Genomic DNA, 26025 nt, shown 5'->3' on the forward strand with positions numbered 1-26025 from the left:
AAAGGGCCCCGTCGCCGAACGGCGACAGGGCCCCAACTGCGCTCTCGGTCGTCTCAGCGACGCCGGTCGGGATCCGCAAGCCCCGCCCGCCGCAGCGCGTCCGCCATCGCGCTGTTCGCCGGCGGCGGTCCCTGGCGATCTCCGCCACGGTCCCCGCGGCCGCCCTGCTGGCGGCGCTGCTGCTGCGGCGGACGCCCGCCGCGCTCCCCGCGCTCCCGCTGCCCGGGGCCGACGCCCGACTTCGGGGCCGCCTCGTCCTCCAGCCGCAGCGTCAGCGAGATCCGCTTGCGCGGGATGTCGACGTCGAGGACCTTCACCTTCACCACGTCGCCCGGCTTCACCACGTCCCGCGGGTCCTTGACGAAGGTCTTCGACATCGCCGAGACATGCACCAGACCGTCCTGGTGGACGCCGACGTCCACGAACGCGCCGAACGCCGCCACATTGGTCACCACACCTTCGAGGACCATCCCGGACGCCAGGTCGCCGATCTTCTCCACGCCCTCCTTGAAGGTGGCCGTCTTGAACGCCGGCCGCGGGTCGCGTCCCGGCTTCTCCAGCTCCCGCAGGATGTCCGTCACGGTCGGCAGACCGAAGCTCTCGTCCACATAGTCCGCGGGCCGGAGCGAGCGCAGCGTCGATACGTTCCCGATCAGCGAGGCGACCTCGCCGCCCGCCGTCTTCACCATGCGCCGCACCACGGGATACGCCTCCGGGTGCACGCTGGAGGCGTCCAGCGGGTCGTCACCACCCCTGATCCGCAGGAAGCCGGCGCACTGCTCGTACGCCTTCGGGCCGAGCCGCGCGACATCCTTCAGCGACTTGCGGGAGCGGAAGGGGCCGTTCGAGTCGCGGTGCGCCACGATGTTCTCGGCCAGCCCGGTGCCGATGCCCGAAACACGAGAAAGCAGCGGCGCGGACGCGGTGTTGACGTCGACGCCGACGCCGTTCACACAGTCCTCGACGACCGCATCCAGCGAGCGCGAGAGCTTCACCTCGGACAGGTCGTGCTGGTACTGGCCGACACCGATCGACTTGGGGTCGATCTTGACCAGCTCGGCCAGCGGGTCCTGGAGGCGGCGCGCGATGGAGACGGCGCCGCGCAGCGACACATCCATGTCGGGCAGCTCCTGCGAGGCGAATGCGGACGCGGAGTACACCGAGGCGCCCGCCTCCGAGACCATCACCTTGGTGAGGCTCAGCTCCGGGTGCTTGGCGCACAGTTCACCGGCGAGCTTGTCCGTCTCGCGGGACGCCGTGCCGTTGCCGATCGCGATCAGATCGACGGAGTGCTCCTTGGCGAGCCGCGCCAGCTTGGCCAGCGACTCGTCCCACCTGTTCGCCGGGACGTGCGGATGAATGACATCGGTCGCGACGACCTTGCCGGTCGCATCGACGACGGCGACCTTCACACCCGTACGGAAACCGGGGTCGAGCCCCAGCGTCGCCCGGGTGCCTGCCGGGGCGGCCAGCAACAGATCCCGCAGATTCGCGGCGAAGACCCGCACCGCCTCGTCCTCGGCCCCCGTGCGCAGCCGCAGCCGCAGGTCGATGCCCAGATGCACCAGGATCCGGGTCCGCCAGGCCCAACGCACGGTGTCGGCGAGCCACTTGTCGCCGGCCCGCCCGCGGTTCGCGATGCCGAAGCGCGCGGCGACCAGACCCTCGTACGACGAAGGGCCGTCCGTGGCCTCCTCCGGCTCGAGCACCAGGTCGAGAACTTCCTCCTTCTCGCCCCGGAACATGGCCAGCACCCGGTGCGAGGGCAACTCCTTGAACGGCTCCGCGAAGTCGAAGTAGTCGGCGAACTTGGCGCCCGCCTCCTCCTTGCCCTCGCGCACCTTCGCCGCCAGCCGCCCGCGCGTCCACATCCGCTCGCGCAGCTCGCCGATCAGATCGGCGTCCTCGGAGAAACGCTCCGTCAGGATGGCTCGCGCGCCGTCCAGAGCGGCGGCGGCGTCCGCGACGCCCTTGTCGGCGTCGACGAAGGCCGCGGCAGCCGCGAGCGGCTCGACCGACGGATCGCCGAGCAGCCCCTCGGCGAGCGGCTCAAGGCCGGCCTCGCGCGCGATCTGCGCCTTGGTACGCCGCTTGGGCTTGAACGGCAGATAGATGTCCTCCAGGCGCGCCTTGGTGTCGGCGCCCCGGATCTGCGCCTCCAGGGCCGCGTCCAGCTTGCCCTGTTCGCGTACGGACTCAAGGATCGCGGTCCGCCGCTCCTCCAGCTCGCGCAGGTAGCGCAGCCGCTCCTCGAGCGTGCGCAGCTGCGCGTCGTCGAGCATCTCGGTCGCTTCCTTGCGGTAGCGCGCGATGAACGGCACGGTCGACCCGCCGTCGAGCAGCTCGACGGCCGCCTTCACCTGCCGCTCGCGTACGCCGAGCTCCTCGGCGATCCTGCCTTCGATGGACGTGGTCACGGTTTCCCGACTCGCCTTCTCGTGCTGGCTGTGCTTGAGAGTGCATTGTGCCGGGTGGCCGGGGGCTGTGTCGCGTGGCGCTTCAGACGCGGCGGGTGCGGCCGCCCCCGCGTGAGGCTCCGCCGAAGAGCCGGGCCGGGGCCCGGAAGGGCAGCGTCACCACGGTGGCGATCGCGGAGCCGATCGACCGCAGTACGTCGGCGACGGCTGCGAACATGGATGCCTCCGGAGTCGGTGCCTGTCGCCTTCCGGGTTGCCGCGGCCGACCCGGGTGAACGTCAGCCCTTGCCGCTGAGGTCCGCGGGGAACGCGCCGGCGGCCACCGCGGCCAGCAGGAACCCGCGCCCGAGCTCGGTCAGCCGCTCGACGCCCTCGGCCCCCAGATGCGCGTACGGAGCGAGGTCGATGCGGTCCGTGTGCTCCTCGACCTCCTCCCGCAGCCGTACGCCGTCCTCGGTCAACTCGCCCTCGGCGCCCAGCACTCCACGCTCGCGCAGCCGTCCCTGGGCGGCCTCCCAGTCGGCGCGCCGCCAGCCGCGCGTGGCCAGAATCCAGCGCACGGCCATGCCCTTGCCCGTCGCGGTGTGGCTCACCAGCGCCTCCAGTGGGTCGAGCCCGGCCAGGAGCAGCGCGGCGAGATGGCCGTCGCCGCGGTGCTCGCGCAGCAGGGTCGCGGCATGCCAGTACGCCAGATGCGGCTCGTCCGGGACCGGCAGATCGGCGTGCGCGGCGTACAGCGGCCGGGCGTGCCGCGTGCACGCCTCGGCGGCGCGCAGCGCGAGCTGTGCAGCCTCCGCCAGCTCCTTGGAGGCGATCACCTCTTCGCCCAGCAGCCGCCGCAGGGTGCTGTCGACGGCACGCAGCCGGGCTTCGAGCACGGCCTCGGGCGATGCGATGTCCCAGACGGCGGGCAGATGCCGGGCGATCAGCTCGTGGTTGAAGTTGTAGAAGGCCGCGGCGACGGTCCCCGGTCCCACCGCGCCCATCGCGGCACCGCGCCCGGCGAAGTAGGCGGCGTCCGCGTCCTCGATGCCGATCTGCGCGAGCTCCTTCGCGAAGTCGGGCGAGAAGTAGACCGTCGAGTGAAACGGGTTGAGGGCGTTGTGACAGCGGCGGCCGGAGCGCGCGGGCAGAGAGCTCATGCGAGGCACGTTACCGACTGGTCGGTACGGAGTGAAACCCCCGGGTCACCAGTGGCAGGAAAGGAGGGGTACTCGTCATTGCGGACAGATCTCGCCCCGCGAAGGATGGACGCCATGACAGAGCGATCCGTACTCGTCGTCCTCTTCGACGGCGTGCAGAGCCTTGATGTGACGGGCCCGGTGGAGGTCTTCGCCGGTGCCGCCAAGGTCGTCGGCGACCCGGCGGCGTACCCGATTCGCACCGCCTCACTCGACGGAGCCGTGGTACGCACGTCCAGCGGGCTGACCCTCGTCCCGGACGGCACCCTCGCCGACGCCCCCGGGCCGTACACGCTCCTCGTTCCCGGCGGCGAGGGCACGCGCAGGCCCGACCCTGGGCTGATCGACTGGCTCCGAGCCAACGGCCCGCGCGCCGAGCGCCTTGTCTCTGTCTGCACCGGAGCCCTGCTGCTGGCCGAAGCCGGACTGCTCGACGGCCACCGGGCCACCACGCACTGGGCCACCTGCGACCATCTCGCCCGCACATACCCGGCCGTCGACGTCGACCCGGACCCGATCTTCGTACGCGACGGAAGAGTCGCCACCTCCGCCGGCGTCACCGCGGGCATCGACCTCGCGCTCGCCCTGGTCGAGGAGGACCACGGCCGGGATGTCGCGCTCACCGTCGCCCGCCATCTGGTCGTATTCCTCAGACGCCCGGGCAGCCAGGCACAGTTCAGTGCCCAGCTCGCCGCCCAGACGGCGCGACGGGAGCCACTGCGCGAGGTCCAGCAGTGGGTCACCGAGCACCCCGACCACGACCTGTCGGTCGAGTCGCTGGCCGACCGCGCCCGGCTCTCACCGCGGCACTTCGCCCGCGCCTTCCAGGCCGAGACGGGGATGACGCCCGGGCGCTATGTCGAGCGCGTACGGCTCGAACACGCCAGACGCCTGCTCGAGGACACCGCCGACGGCGTGGAGGAGGTCTCGCGGGCCGCCGGCTACGGCACACCCGAGGCGATGCGCCGCGCCTTCGTCAAGGCGCTGGGCACCGCACCGGCGGAGTACCGCCGCCGCTTCCACGCCCCCCTGCAACCCACCCTCTGAAAGGGCCTGCCCGATGCAGATCGCGATCCTGCTCTACGACCGCTTCACCACCCTCGACGCCGTGGGACCGTACGAACTGCTCGGCCGGCTGCCCGGCGCCGAGACGGTGTTCGTCGCCAAGGAGGCCGGTCCCGTCCTCGGCGACCAGGGCAGCCTCTCCCTGGTCGCCGAACGCGCCATGACGGAGGTGCCCGCTCCGGACATTCTCCTGATCCCGGGCGGCCCCGGCACGCGCCGGGCCATGGTGGACGAAGCCGTCCTCGACTGGGTCCGCACCGCCGACGCCACCAGCACCTGGACGACCTCCGTGTGCAGCGGCTCCCTCGTGCTCGCCGCGGCAGGCCTCCTCAAGGGCCGCCGGGCCACCTCGCACTGGCTGTTTCTCGACGGTCTGGTGCCCTTCGGCGCCGAGCCGACCGGGGAGCGCGTCGTCTTCGACGGCAAGTACGTCACGGCTGCCGGTGTCTCGTCCGGCATCGACATGGCCCTGCATCTGCTCGGCCGGATCGGCGGTGACGAGGTGGCCCAGACCGTTCAGCTGCTGACCGAGTACGACCCGCAGCCGCCGTACGACGCGGGCTCGCCGGAGAAGGCCCCGGCGCAGATCGTGGCGTACTGGCGCGGGGAGGCGGAGCAGATCATGGCCGCGCAGGACTGAGGGGCGCAAGGACAGTCACTCGGACGACTGTCGCAATGACGACGGTCACACGGACCAGGTGAAGCGCGGCGCGCGCCGCTCCAGGAAGGCGGCGACTCCCTCCGCGGTGTCGCCGCTGCCGCGCGCCTGCTCCGCCCAGTGCGCGTCGCGGTCTCTCCGGCCCGTCGCGAACTCCTTGGCGGCCGCCTGAGTGAGCAGTGAGCGCGACACCAGCACCCGGGTGAACTCGGCCACCCGCTTGTCGAGTTCACCCACGGGCAGCACCTCGTCCACCAGGCCCGTGCGCAGCGCCCGCTCCGTGTCGATCAGTTCGCCCGAGAACAGAAGGTACTTGGCGGCCGCGGGTCCCACCAGCGAGACCAGCCGCCGGGTCGACGACGCCGGATACACGATCCCGAGCTTCGCCGGAGTGACGCCGAAGAGCGCGCCCTCGGCGGCGAACCGCAGATCGCAGGCCGCGGCCAGCTGGCTGCCGCCTCCCACGCAGTAGCCGCGCACGGCCGCGAGCGTCGGCTTGGGAAAGGCCGCCAAGGCCTCCTCGGCATGTACCGCGAGCGACTGCTGCTCGTCGCCCGGCTCACGCAGCGTGGAGATGTCGGCCCCGGCGCAGAACGTCCCGCCCGCGCCGGTCAGCACCAGCGCCCGCACCTCGCGGTCCGCGGCCAGCTCCCCGAGCAGCCCTGGCAGCGCTCGCCACATGTCCGCCGTCATCGCGTTGCGCTTGGCGGGGTTGCTGATGACGACGGTGGCGATCCCGTCTGCGACCGAATGGTCCAGCTGCGGCTCCATGAGCCGGATGCTATCTGCCGTGGTCGAACCTGCGATCAAGAAGGGGTCCACAACTGACGCGGGCATACACCGGCGGTCAGAAGGCGTCGATATGCGCAGATTTCTGGTCAGCGGCCCGGTACGGACCAACCGGCTCCCAACACTTATTACTCGATGGTCAGTGGCGGTCGAGCCGAGGGTGGTGCCGGACTATGGAGAGCCGCGGGAGCGTCCCGGCCCGGCCACTGTCGTACGAGGGTGTGTGGCGATTCACCGCTCCCGCCATCGACGTGTCCGTCCCACAGGCCCGACACGCCGTAAGAGATCTGCTGAATCGTCAGGGCGTGCCCGTCCATGACGACACCGTTCAGGGGCTGCTGCTGATCGTCTCCGAGCTGGTGACCAATGCCGTACGGCATGCGGCCCTGCTCTCACCCGAGATCGCCGTGGAGGTGGCCATCGGCGCGGAGTGGGTCCGGGTGTCCGTGGAGGACAACCACCCCTACCGCCCCAAGGCGCTGGAGGCGGACTACGCGCAGACCGGCGGCCGCGGTCTGCTGCTCGTACGGGAGATGACCTTCGAGGCCGGCGGGACCTGCGACGTCGAGCACACCGCGAGCGGCGGAAAGATCATCTGGGCCGCGCTGCCGCTGCGGCCGACCGACGGCACCGCGACCCTGTAGAGCGCCGCGCCGGGCAGCTCCTCCCAGCGCCCCCCGGCCGTTTCCCGAGCCGTTTCACCAGCCGCCGGACGGCCCCGTGAGCTCCCTGATCGCCGGACGCGCCGCGTCCAGCACGGTCATGAACCACGCCGAGAACGGCGCCTGCGCATGCCGGTCCGCCAGCTCCTTCGGCGTGACGAACGCCGTCTCGCCGACCTCCTCCGGGTCCGGCCGCAGCGGAGCCTGCACCAGACCCACGAAGAGGTGGTTGTACTCCTGCTCCACCAGGCCAGAGCTCGGGTCCGGGTGGTTGTAGCGGACCGTGCCCGCCTCGGCGAGCAGCGAGGGCGAGATCCCGAGCTCCTCCTGCGTACGCCGCGCGGCCGCAGCGAAGGGGGCCTCACCGGGGTAGGGGTGGCCGCAGCAGGTGTTCGACCAGACGCCGGGGGAGTGGTACTTGCCGAGCGCCCGGCGCTGCACCAGCAGCCGCCCGAGCTCGTCGAAGAGGAACACGGAGAACGCCCGGTGCAGCTGACCCGGCGCCTGATGCGCGGCCAGCTTCTCCGCCGTGCCGATGGTGTTGCCGTGCTCGTCGACCAGCTCGAGCAGGATCGCTGGGGGCGCTTGGGGGGTGCCGCTCGACGAACTGTTCCCTGTGGTGGCTGGTGAGGTCGGCATAACCATCCTTCGCATCGGTCCTCGGCCCTGCGGGGCCTGCCCAGTCTGCCGTACAAAAGCGGCTTGTCCGCACTTCGGCAGTCGCCCCGGCATGTCCGCCGCCGCGCCTCGGACGCCGAAGGCCGCCGACTGGTGATCGTGCCTGTCGGTGTGTCACCGAACCGCCTTCAGTGACAGAGCTTGGCCTCGTGCTCCGCATGGCCGACCGGCTCCAGCTGGAACGTGCAGTGCTCCACATCGAAGTGGTCCCCGAGGCACCCCTGCAGATCGTGCAGCATCTTCTCGTGCCCGACCGCGTCCAGGACGTCCTGGCTGACCACCACATGCGCGGAGAGCACCGGCATCCCGGAGGTGATCGTCCAGGCGTGCAGATCGTGTACGCCCTCCACTCCCGGCAGCGCGACTATGTGCGCCCGCACCTCGCCCATGTCGACGCCCTTCGGGGCCGCCTCCAGCAGGACGTTGAGCGTCTCGCGCAGCAGCTTCCAGGTGCGCGGCACGATCATCAGTCCGATGATCAGGGACGCGATGGGGTCGGCGGGCAGCCAGCCGGTGGCGAGGATGATGCCGGCCGAGACCAGCACGGTGAACGAGCCGAGGGCGTCCGCGAGGACCTCCAGATACGCCCCGCGCACATTGATGCTGTCCTGCTGACCGCGCACCAGCAGCGAGAGCGAGACCATATTGGCGATCAGGCCGACCAGGGCGAACGCGATCGTCAGCCAGCCCCGGGTCTCGGCAGGAGTGATGAAGCGCTGCACCGCCTCGTACAGCAGATAGCCGCCGACACCGAGCAGGAGCAGACAGTTGGCGAGCGCGGCGAGGATCTCGGCGCGCGCATAGCCGAAGGTGCGGTTCCCGACGGCGGGCCGGCCGGCGAAGTGGATCGCCAGCAGCGCCATCGCCAGCCCCACGCCGTCCGTGGCCATGTGGGCGGCGTCGGCGATCAGCGCGAGCGAGTCGGACAGGACGCCGCCGACGATCTCCACGACCATCACGCCCAGCGTGATGGACAGCGCAATACGCAGCCGTCCCGTGTAGGCAGCGGCCGCGGTGCCGGTCGGCGGCGGTCCGCCGTGCGAATGCCCGTGGTCGTGCCCAGCCCCCATGAGGGACGCCTCCCTGGTTGTCGGACGTGACTGCCGAGACCTCAGTCAACTACGGGTGGGGGGTATCGGGCAACACGGCACTGAACACCGTTGTCATATCGCCTGACCTGCGGAAACGACCCGCAGGTCAGGACGCTGACAAGATCAGTTCGCGTCCGCTCGGGGATGCCGCAGACACCAGCCCTGCCAGGCCGACTCGACCATCTCGCGTACCCCGCGCGAGGCCGTCCAGCCCAGCTCCTTGGCGATCAGATCGACCGAGGCGACGGCCTTCGCGGCATCGCCGGGACGGCGCGACTCGATCACCGGCTCCTCGCCGTACCCGGTGATCTCCGCCACCAGATCGGCGAGCTCGCGCACCGAGACACCGACTCCGCGGCCGATGTTGACCGTCAGATCCTCGCCGCCGTCCTGCTCGGCGAGCCTGCGGGCCACGGCGAGATGGGCATCGGCCAGATCCGCGATATGGATGTAGTCCCGGATGCATGTGCCGTCCGGGGTCGGATAGTCGGCGCCGAAGATCCGCGGGGCCTCACCGCGGCTGATCCGGTCGAAGAACATCGGGATGATGTTGAACACTCCGGTGTCGGCCAGCTCCGGCTCGCCGGCACCCGCCACATTGAAGTAGCGCAGACAGGCCGTGGACAGGTTGTGCGCCCGGCCCGTGGCCCGTACCAGCCACTCGCCCGCCAGCTTGGTCTCGCCGTACGGATTGATCGGCTCGCACGGAGCGGACTCGGGGATCAGCTCCATCTCGGGCACCCCGTACACCGCCGCCGACGAGGAGAACAGGAAGCGCCGCACACCGGCCGCGACGACCGCCTCCAGCAGCACGGTCAAGCCGTGCACATTCTCCCGGTAGTAGCGCAGCGGCTGCTCGACGGACTCCCCGACCTGCTTCTTCGCCGCGAGATGTACGACTCCGCTCACCCCGTGCTCCGCGAGCGTGCGGTCGAGCAGCTCCCGGTCCAGGATCCCCCCGCGCACGAGCGTGATCTCCTTCGGCAGCCGCTCGGCGACGCCCGACGACATGTCGTCGAGCACCACGACCCGCTCGCCCGCCGCCGTCATGGCCCGCGCCACATGCGCGCCGATGTACCCCGCTCCACCTGTGATCAGCCAAGTCATGCCCGCCAGCCTATGCGCTGGGCAGCCGTGGTTTGTGGGGCGAGGTAGCGAGTTTGTAGGGCGAGGTACTGATCGACGATGATGATCTCCGCAGGCCCCGTGGGGCTTGCAGCCAGGCCGAGCGGGGCGTAAACGGCCAGTGAACTCCCGCTTCCGTACATCCGATAGCCTCTGCCGACGAGCCGCCGCCCGTATACGGCCGAGCCGCCGCGCACCCGCACCCTCAGCGCCAAGGAGTGAGTTCGTCTGTCGACCGCCATCCTCACCGGTCCGCCGGTACCCGGATCGTCGCTCGAGGGCGATCTGCGGTCGCTGGGCTTCGACGTACGGGTTGCCTCCCGCGCCGAGGACGTCTCGGCGCTGATCGCCGCCGTGCCGGGCGCCGACCGCGTTGCCGTCGTCGACCCGCACTTCGTCGGGCACGTCCACGCCCTGCGGCTCGCGCTGACGGACCCCCGCTTTCCCGCGGCCGCGGTCACGGGCGCGCTGACGGTGCAGCCCGCGGCGCGGGCCGCACTGACCCGGGCCCTCGCGACCACGGCGGGCAGCGACGTGAACCGGCCCACACCGTCCAATGGCGCGTCGGACGACGCTCTGTCCGCCGTCCAGGCCGTGGTGCGGCCCGGTGCCGCCGGGACGGCCGTGGTGCCCGACGCGCTCGCCGCTGCTCTCGACGCCGACGGCACCACCGTGCACCGGCCCGAGCTGGGATCACTCGTCGCGAGCGTGCCCGGTGACCCCCAGGCCCGTAACGAGGCCCGGCAGGCCGTCGAGGCGGTCGACGACGAGGCCGTACGGCTGCGCTCCGCCGTGAAGGCCCGCGACGGCTTCTTCACGACCTTCTGCATCAGCCCGTACTCCCGCTATCTCGCCCGCTGGTGCGCCCGCCGCGGGCTGACCCCCAACCAGGTCACCACCGCCTCACTGCTCACGGCGCTGATAGCGGCAGCCGCCGCTGCCACCGGCACCCGCGCCGGTTACGTCGCGGCGGGCCTGCTGCTGCTCTTCTCCTTCGTCCTGGACTGCACCGACGGACAGCTCGCCCGCTATTCGCTCCAGTACTCGACGATGGGCGCCTGGCTGGACGCGACCTTCGACCGGGCCAAGGAGTACGCGTACTACGCGGGCCTCGCCCTCGGCGCCGCCCGCAGTGGCGACGACGTATGGGCGCTGGCACTCGGCGCGATGGTGCTGCAGACCTGCCGCCATGTCGTGGACTTCTCCTTCAACGAGGCGAACCACGACGCGGTCTCCAACACAAGCCCCACCGCCGCCCTGTCCGACAGACTCGACAGCGTCGGCTGGACGGTCTGGGTGCGCCGGATGATCGTGCTGCCCATCGGCGAGCGCTGGGCCATGATCGCCGTGCTGACGGCCGTGACCACGCCCCGGATCGTCTTCTACGCCCTGCTGATCGGCTGTGCCTTCGCCGCGACGTACACCACGGCGGGCCGCGTCCTGCGCTCGCTGACCCGCAAGGCCCGCCGGACGGACCGTGCCGCTCAGGCGCTCGCGGATCTCGCCGACTCCGGCCCGCTCGCAGAAAGCCTCGCCCGCCGGTTCAAGGCGGCCGCGCAGAGGCTCCCCGCGCTGCTGCCGCCCGCGATCGCGCTGGCGGGCGGTGCGGTCCTGGTGGCTGCCGCGGCCCTCTCGGACTACGGCTCCATCTGGCCGGTCCTCGCCGCCGTGGTCTACGCCGCCACCTCGGCGCTCGCGGTCGCCCGCCCCCTCAAGGGCGCCCTCGACTGGCTCGTCCCGCCGGTGTTCCGGGCCGCCGAATACGGCACCGTCCTGGCGCTCGCCGCCCGTGCCGAGGTGAACGGCGCCTTGCCCGCGGCCTTCGGTCTGGTGGCGGCCGTCGCCTACCATCACTACGACACCGTGTACCGCATCCGCGGCGGTACCGGCGCGCCCCCGCACTGGCTGGTGCGGGCGATCGGCGGGCACGAGGGGCGGGTTCTGGCAGTCGCACTGCTGGCCGCCCTGGTCACCGACACAGACTTCACCACCGCGCTGACGGCCCTCGCTGTGGCCGTCGCACTCGTGGTGCTGGTGGAGAGCATCCGCTTCTGGGTGTCCTCCGCAGCACCCGCCGTACATGACGAAGGAGAACCCGCATGATCGGCCTCGTACTGGCAGCCGGTGCCGGACGGCGTCTTCGCCCTTACACCGACACGCTTCCGAAGGCCCTCGTGCCGGTGGACCCTGCGGCAGACGGGTCCATCACCGTCCTCGACCTCACCCTCGGGAACTTCGCCGAGATCGGGCTCACCGAGGCTGCGATCGTCGTCGGCTACCGCAAGGAGGCCGTCTACGAGCGCAAGGCGGCTCTGGAGGCGAAGTACGGCCTGAAGCTCACCCTCGTCGACAACGAAAAGGCCGAGGAGTGGAACAACGCCTACTCCCTGTGGTGCGCCCGTGACATCCTGAGGCAGGGTGTGATCCTCGCCAACGGCGACACCGTCCACCCGGTCTCCGTCGAGCGGACCCTGCTCGACGCCCGCGGCAACGGCCAGAAGATCATCCTCGCCCTCGACACGGTGAAGCAGCTCGCCGACGAGGAGATGAAGGTGATCACGGACGGCGACAAGGGTGTCCGGCGGATCACCAAGCTGATGGACCCGGCCACCGCCACCGGCGAGTACATCGGCGTCACCCTCATCGAGCCCGAGGCCGCCGACGCGCTCGCGGACGCGCTGAAGGCCACCTTCGAGCGCGACCCCGACCTGTACTACGAGGACGGCTACCAGGAGCTCGTCAACCGCGGCTTCACCGTGGACGTGGCTCCGATCGGGGACGTGAAGTGGGTCGAGATCGACAACCACGACGACCTCGCGAAGGGCCGTGAGATCGCGTGCCTGTACTGACCCGGCTCATCCCGTCCCCGGTCGTCGTCGACATCAACGCCGGCGCGCTGGACGACCTGGCCGGCCTCCTCGCCGACCAGCGGATCTCCGGTTCCGGCAAGCTGGCGATCGCGATCAGCGGCGGCTCCGGCCAGGCGCTGCGCGAGCGGCTTTCGCCGGTGCTCCCGGGCGCCACCTGGTTCGAGATCGCCGACGGCAACATCGACTCCGCGGTCAAGCTCGCCGACGACATAAAGGGCAAGCGCTTCGACGCCGTGGTCGGCCTCGGCGGCGGCAAGATCATCGATGTGGCGAAGTACGCCGCGGCGCGGGTCGGTCTGCCGATGGTGGCCGTCGCCACGAACCTCTCGCACGACGGTCTGTGCTCGCCCGTCGCAACGCTGGACAACGACAACGGCCGTGGCTCCTACGGTGTCCCGAACCCGATCGCGATCGTCATCGACCTCGATGTGATCCGTGAGGCCCCCGTCCGTTTCGTACGTTCGGGCATCGGCGAGGCGATCTCCAACCTCTCGTCGATCGCGGACTGGGAGCTGTCCCACCAGGTCAACGCCGAGCCGGTGGACGGGCTCGCGGCCGCGATGGCCCGCACGGCCGGCGAAGCCGTACTGCGCCACCCCGGAGGCGTCGGCGACGACGATTTCCTCACCGTGCTCGCCGAGTCCCTCGTGCTGACCGGCATCGCGATCTCGATCAGCGGGGACACCCGGCCCGCGTCCGGCGCCTGCCACGAGATCAGCCACGCCTTCGACCTGCTCCATCCCCAGCGGGCCGCCAGCCACGGCGAGCAGGTCGGCCTGGGGGCCGCCTTCGCCATGCATCTGCGGGGGGCCCGCGACAAGGCGGGACTCTTCGCCGAGGTGCTGCGCAGACACGGCCTGCCGGTGCTGCCCGACGAAATCGGGTTCTCCGTCGACGAGTTCGTCGCGGCCGTGGAGTACGCACCGCAGACTCGTCCGGGCCGCTTCACCATCCTCGAGCACCTTGACCTCACCACCGATCAGATCAGGGACGCGTACGCCGACTATGCCAAGACCATCAGTAGCTGAACTCCGTCCGGTCGTTCACCCGGAGGGCGTGAAGGACCGGCGAAGCGGCGAGCACTGGGGCGGCCGCTTGTACATGCGCGAGATCTCTCTGCGCATCACCCGCCGCCTGGTCACCACGAACGTCACGCCGAACCAGCTGACGTACCTGATGACCCTCTGCGGTGTCCTCGCGGCCCCGGCCCTGCTCGTGCCGGGCATCTGGGGCGCCGTCCTCGGCGTCGTGGCGGTCCAGCTCTATCTGCTGCTGGACTGCGTCGACGGCGAGGTCGCCCGCTGGAAGAAGCAGTTCTCGCTCTCCGGCGTGTACCTGGACCGCGTCGGTGCCTACCTGTGCGACGCGGCGGTCCTGGTCGGCTTCGGCCTGCGCGCCGCCGACCTGTGGGGCCCCGGGCCGATCGACTGGCTGTGGGCCTTCCTGGGCACCCTCGCCGCGCTCGGCGCGATCCTGATCAAGGCCGAGACCGACCTGGTCGGGGTCGCCCGCCATCAGGGCGGGCTGCCGCCGGTCAAGGAAGCGGCAGCAGAGCCGCGCTCGTCCGGCATGGCACTGGCCCGCCGGGCCGCCGCCGCGCTGAAGTTCCACCGGCTCGTCCTCGGCATCGAGGCGTCCCTGCTCATCCTGGTGCTCGCCGTCCTGGACGCGGTCCGGGACGACCTGTTCTTCACGCGCCTCGGCGTCGCCGTGCTGGCCGGCATCGCGCTGCTCCAGACGCTGCTGCACCTCGTGTCCATCCTGGCCTCCAGCAGGCTGAAATGAGCGGCCCGATGAAGCTCGGCGCGGTCATCATCACCATGGGCAACCGCCCCGACGATCTGCGCGCCCTCCTCGATTCGGTCGCCAAGCAGGACGGCGACCCGATCCAGGTGGTCGTCGTCGGCAACGGCGCCCCCGTGACCGATGTCCCCGAGGGTGTGCGCACCGTGGACCTGCCCGACAACCTGGGCATCCCCGGCGGCCGCAACGTCGGCATCGAGGCCTTCGGCCCGTCCGGCTCCGACGTCGACGTGCTGCTCTTCCTCGACGACGACGGCCTGCTGCCGAACACCGACACCGGCCGGCTGGTGCGCGAGGCCTTCGAGGCCGATCCGAAGCTGGGCATCGTCAGCTTCCGCATCGCCGACCCTGAGACCGGGCTCACACAGCGCCGTCACGTCCCGCGACTGCGTGCCTCCGACCCGATGCGCTCCTCGCGCGTGACAACGTTTCTCGGCGGCGCCAACGCCGTGCGGACGACGGTGCTCGCCGAGGTCGGCGCGCTGCCCGACGAGTTCTTCTACGCCCATGAGGAGACGGACCTCGCCTGGCGGGCACTGGACGCGGGCTGGGCGATCGACTACCGCTCGGACATGGTGCTGTTCCACCCGACGATGCCCCCGTCCCGGCATGCGGTCTACCACCGCATGGTGGCCCGCAACCGGGTCTGGCTCGCCCGCCGGAATCTGCCCGCGCCCCTGGTCCCCGTCTACCTCGGTGTCTGGGTGCTCCTCACGCTCCTGCGCCGCCCCTCGCTGCCGGCCCTGAAGGCCTGGTTCTCCGGCTTCAAGGAGGGCTGGCAGACGCCGTGCGGTCCCCGCCGGCCCATGAAGTGGCGTACGGTATGGCGGCTCACCCGACTGGGCCGACCTCCGGTCATCTGACAAGCTCGGTTCTGAGACCATCGGACGTACCTCGGGACCCGGCGAGGTACGAAGCCGCGCCCCGAACTGCCGCGCATCTTGAACACGAAAGTTTCAACTTGTGACTGACACAACCCATGACGGTGGTGTGATCGTAATGAGCGCCCCGCCATCTCCCGACGACGGCGTGTCCTCGGCGGATCTCGCCGCCAAGTACGGCCTGTCGGTGAGCGGTGCCCGACCGGGGCTCGTCGAGTACATCAGGCAGCTGTGGAGCCGGCGCCACTTCATCCTGGCCTTCTCGCAGGCCAAGCTGACGGCCCAGTACGCCCAGGCGAAGCTGGGCCAGCTGTGGCAGGTGGCGACCCCACTGCTCAATGCGCTCGTGTACTACCTGATCTTCGCGCTGATCCTGGGGACGAAGAAGGGGATCTCCAACGAGGTCTTCATTCCGTTTCTGGTGACGGGTGTGTTCGTCTTCACCTTCACCCAGAGTTCGGTGATGGCGGGGGTCCGGGCGATCTCGGGCAATCTCGGGCTCGTACGGGCGCTGCACTTCCCGCGGGCGTCCCTGCCGATCTCCTTCGCGCTCCAGCAGCTCCAGCAGCTGCTGTTCTCGATGATCGTGCTGTTCGTGATCGCGATCGCCTTCGGCAGCTATCCGTCGCTGTCCTGGCTGCTGATCATTCCGGCGCTGGCTCTCCAGTTCGTGTTCAACACCGGCCTTGCGCTGATGATGGCCAGGCTGGGCAGCAACACCCCCGACCTTGCCCAGCTGATGCCGTTCATCATGCGGACCTGGATGTACGCGTCCGGCGTGATGTTCTCCATCCCGGTGATGCTCAAGGGCAAGCCGTCATGGATCGCCGATGTGCTCCAGTGGAACCCGGCGGCCATCTATATGGATCTCATCCGTTTCGGGCTCATCGACGGTTACGGATCCGAGAATCTGCCGCCGCACGTCTGGGCGTTCGCGATCGGCTGGGCGATCCTGTTCGGCGTCTTGGGGTTCGTGTACTTCTGGAAGGCTGAGGAACGGTACGGCCGTGGCTGAAGACAAGATTCCGGGACGTGTCCCGACCGTCATCGCCGACGATGTGCACATCGTCTACCGGGTGCACGGCAGCAGCGGCGGCAAGGGCAGCGCCACCGCCGCGCTGAGCCGCATACTGCGGCGGGACAAGGGCGAGTCGCGCGGTGTGCGCAAGGTGCACGCCGTACGGGGCGTCTCCTTCACCGCCTACCGCGGCGAGGCGATCGGCCTGATCGGCACCAACGGCTCCGGAAAGTCGACCCTGCTGCGGGCCATAGCGGGCCTGCTGCCGACGGAGAGCGGCAAGGTCTACACCGACGGCCAGCCCTCCCTGCTCGGCGTGAACGCGGCGCTGATGGGCGATCTGACCGGCGAACGCAATGTCATCCTCGGTGGTCTGGCCATGGGCATGACCCGCGAGGAGGTCCGCGACCGCTACCAGGACATCGTCGACTTCTCCGGCATCAACGAGAAGGGTGACTTCATCACCCTGCCGATGCGTACGTACTCCTCCGGCATGGGCGCGAGGCTGCGGTTCGCGATCGCCGCGGCCAAGGACCACGACGTCCTGATGATCGACGAGGCGCTGGCCACCGGCGACCGCAAGTTCCAAAGACGCTCCGAGGAGCGCATCCGTGAGCTGCGCAAGGAGGCGGGCACGGTCTTCCTGGTCAGTCACAGCCTCGGTTCGATCAGGGACACCTGTGACCGCGTCCTGTGGCTGGAGAAGGGCGAGCTGCTGATGGACGGCCCGACCGACGAGGTCCTCAAGGCGTACGAGAAGGAAACGGGTAAGTAGCCGGATCGCGAAGATCCCGGAATTCTCCCGAAGAAAGACCCCCGTCGCTGCATCCCGACGGGGGTCTTCTGCGTCTCTGGAGGGACAGCGGCGCGCTCGCCGTGAGCCGACAGGAACGCCAGGATCGTCAAGTGAAGGTCAATTCCCGGGCCCTGGAGGAAGGTTGGCCAGGATTGAAGTGTTCTTGTAATGCGCGCAACACCCCGACGTATCACTACGCGTTGTACAACGTAAGCTGTACCAGTGCTGAATCGCGGCAAGTGGGGCGATACCCCCTCGGCGTCCGGTCCGCAGGGCGGTGTCCCCGGGCGGTCTCCCGCAGTCGGGAGGACCGGCGGCGTGTCCGAAATAGGATGGATTGGATCGGCAGTGTAGAACGGGAGATGTGACGGCAATGACGGAAAATCTCCAGGCCCGCGAGGCTTTCGCCGTCCCCGCAGCGGGCAGTCCCGGATGACGGGCACCCGGCAGGCGCGCCCCGATGCCCCCGCGCGCACCACAACGACATCCGCGCGCGCCACACTCGACAAGGCCGCGGACGAGAACTTTCCCGTGGCCCCTTTCTTCCTGCCGCGCGCGTGGCGCGACGACCTGATGGCGGTGTACGGCTACGCCCGCCTTGTCGACGACATCGGCGACGGCGACCTCGCACCCGGCGGCGCGGACGCCCGCCACCTGGGCGTGGACCCGGCAGCGGCCGAGGACCGGCTCGCGATGCTCGACGCCTTCGAGGCCGACCTGCACCGCGTTTTCGCCGGCTCCGGCAACGACACGCCGCGCCACCCGCTGCTGCGCGCCCTGGAGCCGACCGTGCGCCGCTGCTCGCTCACTCCGGAGCCCTTCATCGGCCTGATCGAGGCCAACCGCCAGGACCAGCTGGTGCGGCGCTACCAGACCCACGACGAGCTCGTCGCGTACTGCGAGCTCTCCGCCAACCCGGTCGGCCGGCTGGTGCTGCAGATCACCGGGACCACCAGCCCCGAGCGCGTCCGCCGCTCCGACGAGGTGTGCACCGCGCTCCAGATCGTGGAGCACCTCCAGGACGTGAGTGAGGACCTGGGACGCGACCGGATCTATCTGCCGGCCGAGGACATGCAGCGGTTCCATGTCACGCAGGACGACCTGGCCGCGAGCACTGGCAGCGCATCCGTCCGCGCGCTGATCGCCTTCGAGGCGGAACGCGCCCGGCAGCTGCTTGATCACGGCACCTCGCTGGTGGGCAGCGTGCACGGCAGGCTGCGGCTGCTGCTTGCCGGATTCGTGGCCGGGGGTCGGGCCGCTCTCACCGCGATCGCGGCCGCGGACCACGACGTTCTGCCCGGACCGCCCAAGCCCACCAAGGCGAATCTGCTGCGTGAAGTGGGAGCTGTCTTGCGAAGAGCGCGTAGAGAGGGGTGAGCCGGACCATGGAGGGACCGACGGAGATGTCCGCTCCGGTGCAGGCTGCGTACAGCTACTGCGAGGCCGTCACGGGGCATCAGGCGCGCAATTTCGCCTACGGGATCAGGCTGCTGCCGGCCGACAAGCGGGGGGCCATGTCGGCGCTGTACGCGTTCTCGCGCCGCGTCGACGACATCGGCGACGGCACGCTCACGCCGGACGCCAAGCGGGACCGCCTCGAGGCGACCCGGGAGGTGCTCGGGCGGATCCGTACCGGCCAGATCGCCGACGACGACACCGACCCCGTCGCGGTCGCCCTCACGGACGCGGCGCGCCGGTTCCCGCTTCCGCTCGGCGGACTCGACGAGCTCATCGACGGCGTCCTGATGGATGTACGCGGCGAGAGCTACGAGACCTGGGACGACCTCAAGGTCTACTGCCGGTGCGTCGCGGGTGCGATCGGGCGGCTCTCGCTCGGCGTGTTCGGCACCCAGCCCGGCGCGCGCGGGACCGAGCGCGCCTCCGAGTATGCCGACACGCTGGGGCTCGCGCTCCAACTCACCAACATCCTCAGGGACGTTCGCGAGGACGCGGGCAACGGACGCATCTATCTGCCCGGCGACGACCTGGCCAAGTTCGGCTGTTCCGCCGGCTTCCACAGCGCCACCCCGCCGCCCGGCTCCGACTTCGCCGGGCTTGTCCACTTCGAAGTACGGCGCGCCCGGACCCTCTTCGCCGAGGGCTACCGCCTGCTGCCCATGCTCGACCGGCGCAGCGGCGCCTGCGTCGCCGCCATGGCCGGCATCTACCGCCGCCTGCTGGACCGCATCGAACGCGACCCGGAGGCGGTGCTGCGCGGCCGCGTCTCCCTGCCGGGTCGGGAGAAGGCCTACGTCGCGGTGCGCGGCCTGTCCGGACTCGACGCCCGGCATGTCACCCGGCAGACGCTCCGAGGACGTGTCTGATGCGGCCGTACGCGTACAACCGGTGCGCAACCCTCCGGTCCGCTGTGGCGTCCCAGACGGCAACGGCCCGAGGGGAGGTCGCATGATGGACGACGATCTGCGATCCCGGCACGCGGTGGTGGTCGGCGGGGGACTCGCCGGAATCACCGCGGCACTGCAACTCGCCGAAGCGGGAGTCGCCGTCACCCTGGTCGAAGGCCGCCCGCGGCTGGGCGGCCTCGCCTTCTCCTTCCGCCGCGGTGACCTCACCGTCGACAACGGCCAGCATGTGTATCTGCGCTGCTGCACCGCGTACCGCTGGTTCCTCGAACGGGTCGGGGGCGCTCGTCTCGCCCCACTCCAGGACCGGCTCGACGTGCCCGTACTGGACGTGGCACGCAAGAAGGGCCCACGTCTTGGCCGGCTGCGCCGCACCGCGCTGCCTGTGCCGCTGCACCTGGCGGCCAGCCTGGCCGGCTATCCGCACCTCTCGCTGGCCGAGCGGGCGGGCGTCGGGCGCGCCGCACTCGCGCTCGGCAAGCTCGACCCGGCCGACCCGGCGCTGGACGGCATCGACTTCGGGACCTGGCTCGGGCGCCACGGCCAGTCGCAGCGTGCCATCGAGGCACTGTGGGACCTGGTCGGCGTCGCGACGCTGAACGCCACCGCGCCGAACGCCTCCATGGGGCTCGCCGCGATGGTCTTCAAGACCGGGCTGCTCTCCGCGCCCGGCGCCGCAGACATCGGCTGGGCCCGCGTGCCGCTCGGAGAGCTGCACGACACACTGGCCAGTAAGGCGCTCGACTCGGCCGGTGTACGCACCGAGCTCTCCACCAAGGTCCGCGGCATCTCCCGTGCGGAGCTGGGGCGTTGGAGCGTCGCCGTGGACGGCGGGCTGCTGGAGGCCGACACCGTCGTACTCGCCGTACCGCAGCGCGAGGCCCATGCCCTGCTGCCGGAGGGGGCCCTGGAGGACCCCGACCGGCTGCTCGACATCGGCACCGCGCCGATCCTCAACATCCATGTCCTCTACGACCGCAAGGTGCTGCGGCAGCCCTTCTTCGCCGCACTGGGCACCCCGGTCCAGTGGGTCTTCGACCGCACCGAGGCCTCCGGGCTCGCGGACGGCCAGTATCTGGCGCTGTCCCAGTCCGCGGCCGAGGACGAGATCGACGCCCCCGTGGCCGAACTGCGCGAGCGGTATCTGCCCGAGCTGGAGCGACTGCTGCCCGCCGCGCGAGGCGCCGCGGTACGCGACTTCTTCGTCACCCGGGAGCGGACGGCGACCTTCGCCCCGAGCCCGGGCGTCGGCAGGCTGCGCCCCGGCGCACACACCCGGGCGCCGGGTCTGTACCTTGCGGGCGCGTGGACGGCCACCGGCTGGCCCGCGACCATGGAGAGCGCCGTGCGCAGCGGCTTCAGCGCCGCGGGCGCCGCGCTCTTGGCTCTCGGCCGCCCCCATGAACATCCGCTCAAGGAGGCGGCATGAGCTTGAGTACTGGAACAAGAGGAGAGACCGTGCCGACTGTGCACTCGGCCAACCCGGCTGAAGACACCGCAGCGGGAGTGGACATCGCCGCGCTGCTGGAGCGCGGGCGGACGATGTCGACGCCGGTGCTGCGTGCCGCCGTGGACCGGCTCGCACCACCCATGAACACCGTCGCCGCGTACCACTTCGGCTGGATCGACGCGCAGGGGCGGCCCGCGGACGGGGACGGCGGCAAGGCCGTACGTCCCGCGCTCGCCCTGCTGTCCGCCGAGGCGGCCGGAGCCGTGCCCGAGGTCGGCGTCCCCGGTGCCGTGGCCGTCGAGCTGGTGCACAACTTCTCGCTGCTGCACGACGACCTGATGGACGGCGACGAGCAGCGCCGCCACCGCGACACCGTGTGGAAGGTGCACGGACCCGCTCAGGCGATCCTCGTCGGCGACGCCCTGTTCGCCCTCGCCAACGAGATCCTGCTCGAACTCGGCAGCGTCGAGGCCGGCCGTGCGACACGCCGGCTGACCACCGCGACCCGCAAGCTCATCGACGGCCAGGCCCAGGACATCTCGTACGAGCACCGCGAGCGCGTCAGCGTCGAGGAGTGCCTGGAGATGGAGGGCAACAAGACCGGCGCGCTGCTGGCCTGCGCAGTCTCCATCGGCGCGGTGCTCGGCGGGGCGGACGACCGCACGGCCGACACGCTGGAGGCGTACGGCTACCACCTCGGGCTCGCCTTCCAGGCCGTGGACGATCTGCTGGGCATCTGGGGCGACCCGGTGAGCACCGGCAAGCAGACCTGGAGCGATCTGCGCCAGCGCAAGAAGTCCCTTCCGGTCGTCGCCGCGCTCGCCGCGGGCGGACCGGCCTCACAGCGCCTCGGAGAGCTGCTCGCGGCCGACGCCAAGAGCAATGACTTCGACAGCTTCTCCGAGAAGGAATTCGCCACCAGGGCGGCCCTGATCGAGGAGGCGGGCGGCCGCGAGTGGACCTCCCAGGAGGCCCGCAGGCAGCACACCGTCGCGATCGAGGCCCTGAGCGGTGTCGACATGCCGGAGCAGGTGCGGGCACAGCTGATCGCGCTCGCGGACTTCGTCGTCGTACGAAAGAGATGATCGCCATCACCCTCATACGCGTGCCCTCCGGGGGCTAGCCCCCAGGCCCCCAAGCAGTCGCCGGCCGGTGCCCGGGCAAATCAGGTGCCGGCCGACGGAGACCCCAGCACAGCAGACAACCACTGCACCGAAGGGGAAGCCATGACAGCGACGACCGACGGAAGCATCGGGCCCGCGGGGTCCGGTGCAGCCGCGGCCACTGAAACAACCGACACAACTCCCGCCACGAGCGACGTTCTCCAGGCCGCCGGGCGGGCCGCGGAACGCTCCGTCGAGTATCTGCTGGGCCGGCAGGATGCCCAGGGCTGGTGGAAGGGCGACCTCGAGACCAATGTGACGATGGACGCCGAGGACCTGCTGCTCCGTCAGTTCCTCGGTATCCAGGACACCCTGACCACCGAGGCAGCCGCCCGCTTCATCCGGGGCGAGCAGCGCGAGGACGGCACCTGGGCCACCTTCTACGGCGGCCCCGGCGAACTCTCCACCACCGTCGAGGCGTACGTGGCGCTGCGGCTGGCCGGTGACCGGCCGGACGAGCCGCACATGGCGCGCGCCTCCGCCTGGATCAGGCAGCGCGGCGGGATCGCCGCGAGCCGCGTCTTCACCCGGATCTGGCTGGCGCTCTTCGGCTGGTGGAAATGGGACGACCTCCCCGAGCTGCCGCCCGAACTGATCTTCCTGCCCAAGTGGTTCCCGCTCAACATCTACGACTTCGGCTGCTGGGCGCGGCAGACCATCGTGCCGCTGACCGTCGTCTCGGCGAAGCGTCCGGTACGGCCCGCGCCGTTCGCACTCGACGAGCTGCACACCGATGCCCGGGTGCCGAACCCGCCCAAGCCTCGTGCCTCTGCGGTGAGTTGGGACGGCTTCTTCCAGCGCGCCGACAAGGTCCTGCACGCGTACCACAAGGTCGCGCCCCGCCGGCTGCGCCGGGTCGCGATGAACGCCGCGGCGCGCTGGATCATCGAGCGCCAGGAGAACGACGGGTGCTGGGGCGGCATTCAGCCGCCCGCCGTGTACTCCGTCATCGCGCTGCATCTGCTCGGCTACGACCTCGAACACCCCGTCATCCGAGCGGGTCTCGAATCGCTGGACCGGTTCGCCATCTGGCGCGACGACGGGGCGCGCATGATCGAAGCCTGTCAGTCGCCCGTCTGGGACACCTGCCTTGCCACCGTCGCACTCGCCGACGCGGGTCTTGCCCCGGATCATCCGGCGCTGGTCAAGGCCGCGGACTGGATGCTGGGCGAGGAGATCGTACGGCCCGGTGACTGGGCCGTACGCAGGCCCGAGCTGGCCCCGGGTGGCTGGGCCTTCGAGTTCCACAACGACAACTACCCGGACATCGACGACACGGCCGAGGTCATCCTCGCCCTGCGGCGGGTGCGGCACCCCGAACCGAAGCGGGTCGACGCGGCGATCGGCCGGGCCAAACGCTGGACGCTGGGCATGCAGTCCAGGAACGGTGCCTGGGCCGCGTTCGACGCCGACAACACCAGCGCGTTCCCCAACCGGCTGCCGTTCTGCGACTTCGGTGAGGTGATCGACCCGCCGTCGGCGGACGTCACCGCGCATGTCGTCGAGATGCTGGCCGTCGAGGGCAAGACCGACCACCCCGGTACCCGGCGCGGTATCGAGTGGCTGCTCGCCGAACAGGAACCGAGCGGCGCCTGGTTCGGCCGCTGGGGCGTCAACTACGTATACGGAACAGGGGCGGTGGTGCCCGCGCTGACCGCGGCCGGGCTGCCGGTGTCGCACCCGGCGATCCGCCGGGCCGTCCGCTGGCTCGAATCCGTCCAGAACGACGACGGAGGCTGGGGCGAGGACCTGCGCTCCTACCGGGAGCAGCGGTGGATCGGGCACGGCGAGTCCACCGCCTCCCAGACCGCCTGGGCGCTGCTCGCACTCCTCGCGGCGGGGGAGCGCGAGAGCAAGGCGGTCGAGCGGGGCGTCGTCCGGCTCGCCGAGACTCAAGCGGCCGACGGGTCCTGGGACGAGCCGCACTTCACCGGCACCGGCTTCCCCTGGGACTTCTCGATCAACTACCACCTCTACCGGCAGGTCTTTCCGCTCACGGCGCTCGGCCGCTATGTGAACGGGGACCCCTTCGACGGCACAGTCGACCGCACGCACACCCGTGAGGGGGGCTGATGGACGGTTCCCCGGAGCCCTCAGGCTCGGCCGCGCCGCTGCTGATCGCCTGTGCGCTCGGCATCGAGAAGCTTGCCCTGCGCAGTGGTGACCGCAGCGGCGCCCGTGGTCGGGTGACCGTGCTCCGCACCGGCATGGGCCCACAGAGCGCGGAGAGTGCCGTGCGCGAGGCGCTCGGCGCGGAGCAGCTGCGGGACGCCGCCGTCGTCGCGTCCGGCTTCTGCGCAGGGCTCTCCCCGGGGATGCACCCGGGCGACCTCGTCGTGGCCGACGAGACCCGCCACCCGGCCGGCCACACGGTCTGCACGGACACGGAACTGCTGGTCAAGGCGGTCGCGAGGGCAGTGCCCGGACGCAAGGTGCACACCGGACCGCTGACCGGCTCCGACCATGTCGTACGCGGTCACGAGCGGGCCCAGCTGCTGGCCACCGGCGCGATCGCGGCGGACATGGAATCCGCGGCGACGCTGCGCAGCGCTCTGAGCACCGGGCCGCGCCCGGTTGCGGCCGTCCGGGTGGTCGTGGACGCTCCAGAGCATGAACTGGTCCGGATTGGCACGGTCCGCGGTGGAATATCTGCTTTCCGTGTTCTTCGTGCCATCCTTCCCGCTTTCTTCGAATGGCACCGTTCTTTGCTGCTCCCCAGGAGGTGAGCTAGATGGCCATGCCGCTTCGTCAGACCATCAGGGTCGGGACGTATCTCATTGAACAGAAGCTCCGCAAGCGTGAGAAGTTCCCGCTCATCGTCGAGCTGGAGCCGCTCTTCGCCTGCAATCTGAAGTGCGAGGGCTGCGGCAAGATCCAGCATCCGGCCGGAATTCTGAAGCAGCGCATGCCGGTCGCGCAGGCGGTCGGCGCGGTGCTCGAGTCCGGGGCGCCGATGGTCTCCATCGCGGGCGGCGAGCCTCTGATGCATCCTCAGATCGACGAAATCGTGCGGCAATTGGTGCAGAAGAAGAAGTACGTCTTCCTCTGCACCAATGCGATGCTGCTGCGGAAGAAGATCGAGAACTTCACACCCTCTCCGTACTTCGCTTTCGCCGTGCACATCGACGGACTGCGCGAGCGGCACGATGAATCGGTCGCCAAGGAAGGGGTTTTCGACGAGGCCGTAGAGGCGATCAAGGAGGCCAAGCGGCGCGGCTTCCGGGTCACCACCAATTCGACCTTCTTCAACACGGACACCCCGCAGACAATCATCGAGGTGCTCAATTACCTCAATGACGACCTCAAGGTGGACGAGATGATGATCTCGCCCGCGTACGCCTACGAGAAGGCGCCCGACCAGGAGCACTTCCTCGGCGTGGAGCAGACCCGCGAGCTGTTCAAGAAGTCCTTCGCGGGCGGCAACCGGCGGCGCTGGCGGCTCAACCACTCGCCGCTCTTCCTCGACTTCCTGGAGGGCAAGGCCGACTTCCCCTGCACGGCGTGGGCGATCCCCAACTACTCCCTCTTCGGCTGGCAGCGCCCCTGCTATCTGATGGCCGACGGATACGTTCCCACCTACCGGGAGCTGATCGAGGAGACCGACTGGAGCAAGTACGGCCGCGGCAAGGACCCGCGGTGCGCCAACTGCATGGCGCACTGCGGCTACGAGCCCACCGCCGTCCTCGCCACGATGGGCTCCCTCAAGGAGTCCCTCAGGGCGGCACGAGAGACCGTCTCGGGAAACCGCGGGTGACGTGATGTCTGCAGGAGAGCCTGTCGCACTGGGGCTTCCCGAGCTGCCGGCCCGGCCGATCGCGACGCGCCGCACCTCGCGGCGCATCCAGGTCGGGCCGGTGGCCGTCGGCGGGGACGCCCCCGTGTCGGTGCAGTCGATGACGACGACGCGTACCTCGGACATGGGGGCGACGCTGCAGCAGATCGCCGAGCTCACCGCTTCGGGCTGCCAGATCGTACGGGTGGCTTGTCCGACCCAGGACGACGCGGACGCGCTGGC

At 70.3% G+C, this 26025-nt stretch carries 25 protein-coding genes; 18 read left to right on the plus strand and 7 right to left on the minus strand.

Annotated features, from left to right (window positions below; all coding sequences use genetic code 11):
* Nucleotides 1-53: 53 nt before the first annotated feature.
* From ACI2LP_RS31275 to ACI2LP_RS31285, 3 genes are all read right to left on the minus strand, one after another.
* On the minus strand, nt 54-2417 hold the full coding sequence (locus tag ACI2LP_RS31275; protein WP_404727902.1) for a Tex family protein: 2364 nt from the start codon (nt 2415-2417) through the stop codon (nt 54-56).
* An 82-nt stretch (nt 2418-2499) separates the two neighbouring features.
* Nucleotides 2500-2634 carry an LPFR motif small protein gene (locus ACI2LP_RS31280; RefSeq protein WP_404727903.1) on the minus strand — a complete coding sequence of 45 codons (135 nt, stop codon included), beginning with the start codon at nt 2632-2634 and terminating at the stop codon, nt 2500-2502.
* 61 nt (nt 2635-2695) lie between these two features.
* Nucleotides 2696-3559: a hypothetical protein gene (locus ACI2LP_RS31285; protein WP_404727904.1), complete on the minus strand. Its 864-nt coding sequence runs from the start codon at nt 3557-3559 to the stop codon at nt 2696-2698.
* Between the two features lie 114 nt (nt 3560-3673).
* Between ACI2LP_RS31285 and ACI2LP_RS31290 the strand changes: the two genes are divergently transcribed.
* The gene (locus ACI2LP_RS31290) at nt 3674-4645 is read left to right on the plus strand and encodes a GlxA family transcriptional regulator (protein WP_404727905.1); all 972 of its coding nucleotides are present in this window, start codon (nt 3674-3676) and stop codon (nt 4643-4645) included.
* Between the two features lie 13 nt (nt 4646-4658).
* Nucleotides 4659-5303: a DJ-1/PfpI family protein gene (locus ACI2LP_RS31295; RefSeq protein ID WP_404727906.1), complete on the plus strand. Its 645-nt coding sequence runs from the start codon at nt 4659-4661 to the stop codon at nt 5301-5303.
* A gap of 45 nt (nt 5304-5348) precedes the next feature.
* Here ACI2LP_RS31295 and ACI2LP_RS31300 read toward each other — a convergent pair whose 3' ends face one another.
* Nucleotides 5349-6092 carry an enoyl-CoA hydratase/isomerase family protein gene (locus tag ACI2LP_RS31300; RefSeq protein WP_404727907.1) on the minus strand — a complete coding sequence of 248 codons (744 nt, stop codon included), beginning with the start codon at nt 6090-6092 and terminating at the stop codon, nt 5349-5351.
* Nucleotides 6093-6283: 191 nt separating this feature from the next.
* On the opposite strand from ACI2LP_RS31300, the gene ACI2LP_RS31305 reads away from it, so the two are divergent.
* Nucleotides 6284-6754 carry an ATP-binding protein gene (locus tag ACI2LP_RS31305; RefSeq protein ID WP_404727908.1) on the plus strand — a complete coding sequence of 157 codons (471 nt, stop codon included), beginning with the start codon at nt 6284-6286 and terminating at the stop codon, nt 6752-6754.
* 54 nt (nt 6755-6808) lie between these two features.
* On the opposite strand, the gene idi is transcribed toward ACI2LP_RS31305, so the two are convergent.
* From idi to galE, 3 genes are all read right to left on the minus strand, one after another.
* Nucleotides 6809-7411 (minus strand): isopentenyl-diphosphate Delta-isomerase, encoded by a 603-nt coding sequence (idi, locus tag ACI2LP_RS31310; protein WP_404727909.1) that lies wholly within the window; start codon nt 7409-7411, stop codon nt 6809-6811.
* Nucleotides 7412-7578: 167 nt separating this feature from the next.
* On the minus strand, nt 7579-8520 hold the full coding sequence (locus ACI2LP_RS31315; RefSeq protein WP_404727910.1) for a cation diffusion facilitator family transporter: 942 nt from the start codon (nt 8518-8520) through the stop codon (nt 7579-7581).
* Between the two features lie 144 nt (nt 8521-8664).
* Nucleotides 8665-9648 (minus strand): UDP-glucose 4-epimerase GalE, encoded by a 984-nt coding sequence (gene galE / locus ACI2LP_RS31320; protein WP_404727911.1) that lies wholly within the window; start codon nt 9646-9648, stop codon nt 8665-8667.
* A gap of 246 nt (nt 9649-9894) precedes the next feature.
* Between galE and ACI2LP_RS31325 the strand changes: the two genes are divergently transcribed.
* From ACI2LP_RS31325 to ACI2LP_RS31395, 15 genes are all read left to right on the plus strand, one after another.
* Entirely contained in the window at nt 9895-11769 is a 1875-nt protein-coding gene (locus ACI2LP_RS31325) for a DUF5941 domain-containing protein (RefSeq protein WP_404727926.1), read from the plus strand.
* Nucleotides 11766-12515: a sugar phosphate nucleotidyltransferase gene (locus ACI2LP_RS31330; protein WP_404727912.1), complete on the plus strand. Its 750-nt coding sequence runs from the start codon at nt 11766-11768 to the stop codon at nt 12513-12515. The genes ACI2LP_RS31325 and ACI2LP_RS31330 overlap by 4 nt, the downstream gene beginning before the upstream one ends.
* Nucleotides 12503-13564 carry an iron-containing alcohol dehydrogenase family protein gene (locus tag ACI2LP_RS31335; RefSeq protein WP_404727913.1) on the plus strand — a complete coding sequence of 354 codons (1062 nt, stop codon included), beginning with the start codon at nt 12503-12505 and terminating at the stop codon, nt 13562-13564. Before ACI2LP_RS31330 ends, ACI2LP_RS31335 begins: the two co-directional genes overlap by 13 nt.
* Nucleotides 13542-14321, plus strand: coding sequence for a CDP-alcohol phosphatidyltransferase family protein (locus ACI2LP_RS31340; protein ID WP_404727914.1), 780 nt, complete (start codon nt 13542-13544; stop codon nt 14319-14321). The genes ACI2LP_RS31335 and ACI2LP_RS31340 overlap by 23 nt, the downstream gene beginning before the upstream one ends.
* The gene (locus ACI2LP_RS31345) at nt 14318-15202 is read left to right on the plus strand and encodes a glycosyltransferase family 2 protein (RefSeq protein ID WP_404727915.1); all 885 of its coding nucleotides are present in this window, start codon (nt 14318-14320) and stop codon (nt 15200-15202) included. The genes ACI2LP_RS31340 and ACI2LP_RS31345 overlap by 4 nt, the downstream gene beginning before the upstream one ends.
* A gap of 100 nt (nt 15203-15302) precedes the next feature.
* Complete coding sequence (locus ACI2LP_RS31350) at nt 15303-16235, plus strand: ABC transporter permease (protein WP_404727916.1); 933 nt, start codon at nt 15303-15305, stop codon at nt 16233-16235.
* The gene (locus ACI2LP_RS31355; RefSeq protein WP_360866007.1) at nt 16228-17013 is read left to right on the plus strand and encodes an ABC transporter ATP-binding protein; all 786 of its coding nucleotides are present in this window, start codon (nt 16228-16230) and stop codon (nt 17011-17013) included. Before ACI2LP_RS31350 ends, ACI2LP_RS31355 begins: the two co-directional genes overlap by 8 nt.
* Before the next feature lie 453 nt (nt 17014-17466).
* Nucleotides 17467-18411 carry a squalene synthase HpnC gene (hpnC, locus tag ACI2LP_RS31360; RefSeq protein WP_404727917.1) on the plus strand — a complete coding sequence of 315 codons (945 nt, stop codon included), beginning with the start codon at nt 17467-17469 and terminating at the stop codon, nt 18409-18411.
* A gap of 8 nt (nt 18412-18419) precedes the next feature.
* The gene (gene hpnD / locus ACI2LP_RS31365; protein WP_404727918.1) at nt 18420-19358 is read left to right on the plus strand and encodes a presqualene diphosphate synthase HpnD; all 939 of its coding nucleotides are present in this window, start codon (nt 18420-18422) and stop codon (nt 19356-19358) included.
* Between the two features lie 82 nt (nt 19359-19440).
* Nucleotides 19441-20826 (plus strand): hydroxysqualene dehydroxylase HpnE, encoded by a 1386-nt coding sequence (hpnE, locus tag ACI2LP_RS31370; protein ID WP_404727919.1) that lies wholly within the window; start codon nt 19441-19443, stop codon nt 20824-20826.
* Nucleotides 20827-20864: 38 nt separating this feature from the next.
* On the plus strand, nt 20865-21932 hold the full coding sequence (locus ACI2LP_RS31375; RefSeq protein WP_404727927.1) for a polyprenyl synthetase family protein: 1068 nt from the start codon (nt 20865-20867) through the stop codon (nt 21930-21932).
* Nucleotides 21933-22073: 141 nt separating this feature from the next.
* On the plus strand, nt 22074-24083 hold the full coding sequence (gene shc, locus ACI2LP_RS31380) for a squalene--hopene cyclase (RefSeq protein WP_404727920.1): 2010 nt from the start codon (nt 22074-22076) through the stop codon (nt 24081-24083).
* Nucleotides 24083-24736, plus strand: a complete 654-nt coding sequence (locus ACI2LP_RS31385) for a 1-hydroxy-2-methyl-2-butenyl 4-diphosphate reductase (RefSeq protein ID WP_404727921.1) — start codon at nt 24083-24085, stop codon at nt 24734-24736. Before shc ends, ACI2LP_RS31385 begins: the two co-directional genes overlap by 1 nt.
* Before the next feature lie 5 nt (nt 24737-24741).
* A complete protein-coding gene (gene hpnH, locus ACI2LP_RS31390; RefSeq protein ID WP_404727922.1) occupies nt 24742-25764 on the plus strand; it encodes an adenosyl-hopene transferase HpnH in 1023 nt (340 codons plus the stop codon).
* Nucleotides 25765-25768: 4 nt separating this feature from the next.
* Nucleotides 25769-26025, plus strand: a 257-nt coding sequence (locus tag ACI2LP_RS31395) for a flavodoxin-dependent (E)-4-hydroxy-3-methylbut-2-enyl-diphosphate synthase (RefSeq protein ID WP_404727923.1), incomplete at its 3' end; no start/stop codon positions are given.

The sequence above is a fragment of the Streptomyces sp. NPDC019890 genome (assembly GCF_044903445.1).
Lineage (GTDB): Bacteria > Actinomycetota > Actinomycetes > Streptomycetales > Streptomycetaceae > Streptomyces.

Coding starts and splice junctions, on each gene's coding strand:
- ACI2LP_RS31285 (WP_404727904.1), bottom strand. CDS start 3,559: ATGAGCTCTCTGCCCGCGCGCTCCGGCCGCCGCTGTCACAACGCCCTC.
- shc (WP_404727920.1), top strand. CDS start 22,074: ATGACAGCGACGACCGACGGAAGCATCGGGCCCGCGGGGTCCGGTGCA.
- ACI2LP_RS31295 (WP_404727906.1), top strand. CDS start 4,659: ATGCAGATCGCGATCCTGCTCTACGACCGCTTCACCACCCTCGACGCC.
- ACI2LP_RS31340 (WP_404727914.1), top strand. CDS start 13,542: ATGCCAAGACCATCAGTAGCTGAACTCCGTCCGGTCGTTCACCCGGAG.
- ACI2LP_RS31345 (WP_404727915.1), top strand. CDS start 14,318: ATGAGCGGCCCGATGAAGCTCGGCGCGGTCATCATCACCATGGGCAAC.
- ACI2LP_RS31305 (WP_404727908.1), top strand. CDS start 6,284: ATGGAGAGCCGCGGGAGCGTCCCGGCCCGGCCACTGTCGTACGAGGGT.
- ACI2LP_RS31330 (WP_404727912.1), top strand. CDS start 11,766: ATGATCGGCCTCGTACTGGCAGCCGGTGCCGGACGGCGTCTTCGCCCT.
- idi (WP_404727909.1), bottom strand. CDS start 7,411: ATGCCGACCTCACCAGCCACCACAGGGAACAGTTCGTCGAGCGGCACC.
- galE (WP_404727911.1), bottom strand. CDS start 9,648: ATGACTTGGCTGATCACAGGTGGAGCGGGGTACATCGGCGCGCATGTG.
- ACI2LP_RS31280 (WP_404727903.1), bottom strand. CDS start 2,634: ATGTTCGCAGCCGTCGCCGACGTACTGCGGTCGATCGGCTCCGCGATC.
- hpnE (WP_404727919.1), top strand. CDS start 19,441: ATGATGGACGACGATCTGCGATCCCGGCACGCGGTGGTGGTCGGCGGG.
- ACI2LP_RS31300 (WP_404727907.1), bottom strand. CDS start 6,092: ATGGAGCCGCAGCTGGACCATTCGGTCGCAGACGGGATCGCCACCGTC.
- ACI2LP_RS31385 (WP_404727921.1), top strand. CDS start 24,083: ATGGACGGTTCCCCGGAGCCCTCAGGCTCGGCCGCGCCGCTGCTGATC.
- hpnH (WP_404727922.1), top strand. CDS start 24,742: ATGGCCATGCCGCTTCGTCAGACCATCAGGGTCGGGACGTATCTCATT.
- hpnC (WP_404727917.1), top strand. CDS start 17,467: ATGACGGGCACCCGGCAGGCGCGCCCCGATGCCCCCGCGCGCACCACA.
- ACI2LP_RS31290 (WP_404727905.1), top strand. CDS start 3,674: ATGACAGAGCGATCCGTACTCGTCGTCCTCTTCGACGGCGTGCAGAGC.
- ACI2LP_RS31315 (WP_404727910.1), bottom strand. CDS start 8,520: ATGGGGGCTGGGCACGACCACGGGCATTCGCACGGCGGACCGCCGCCG.
- hpnD (WP_404727918.1), top strand. CDS start 18,420: ATGGAGGGACCGACGGAGATGTCCGCTCCGGTGCAGGCTGCGTACAGC.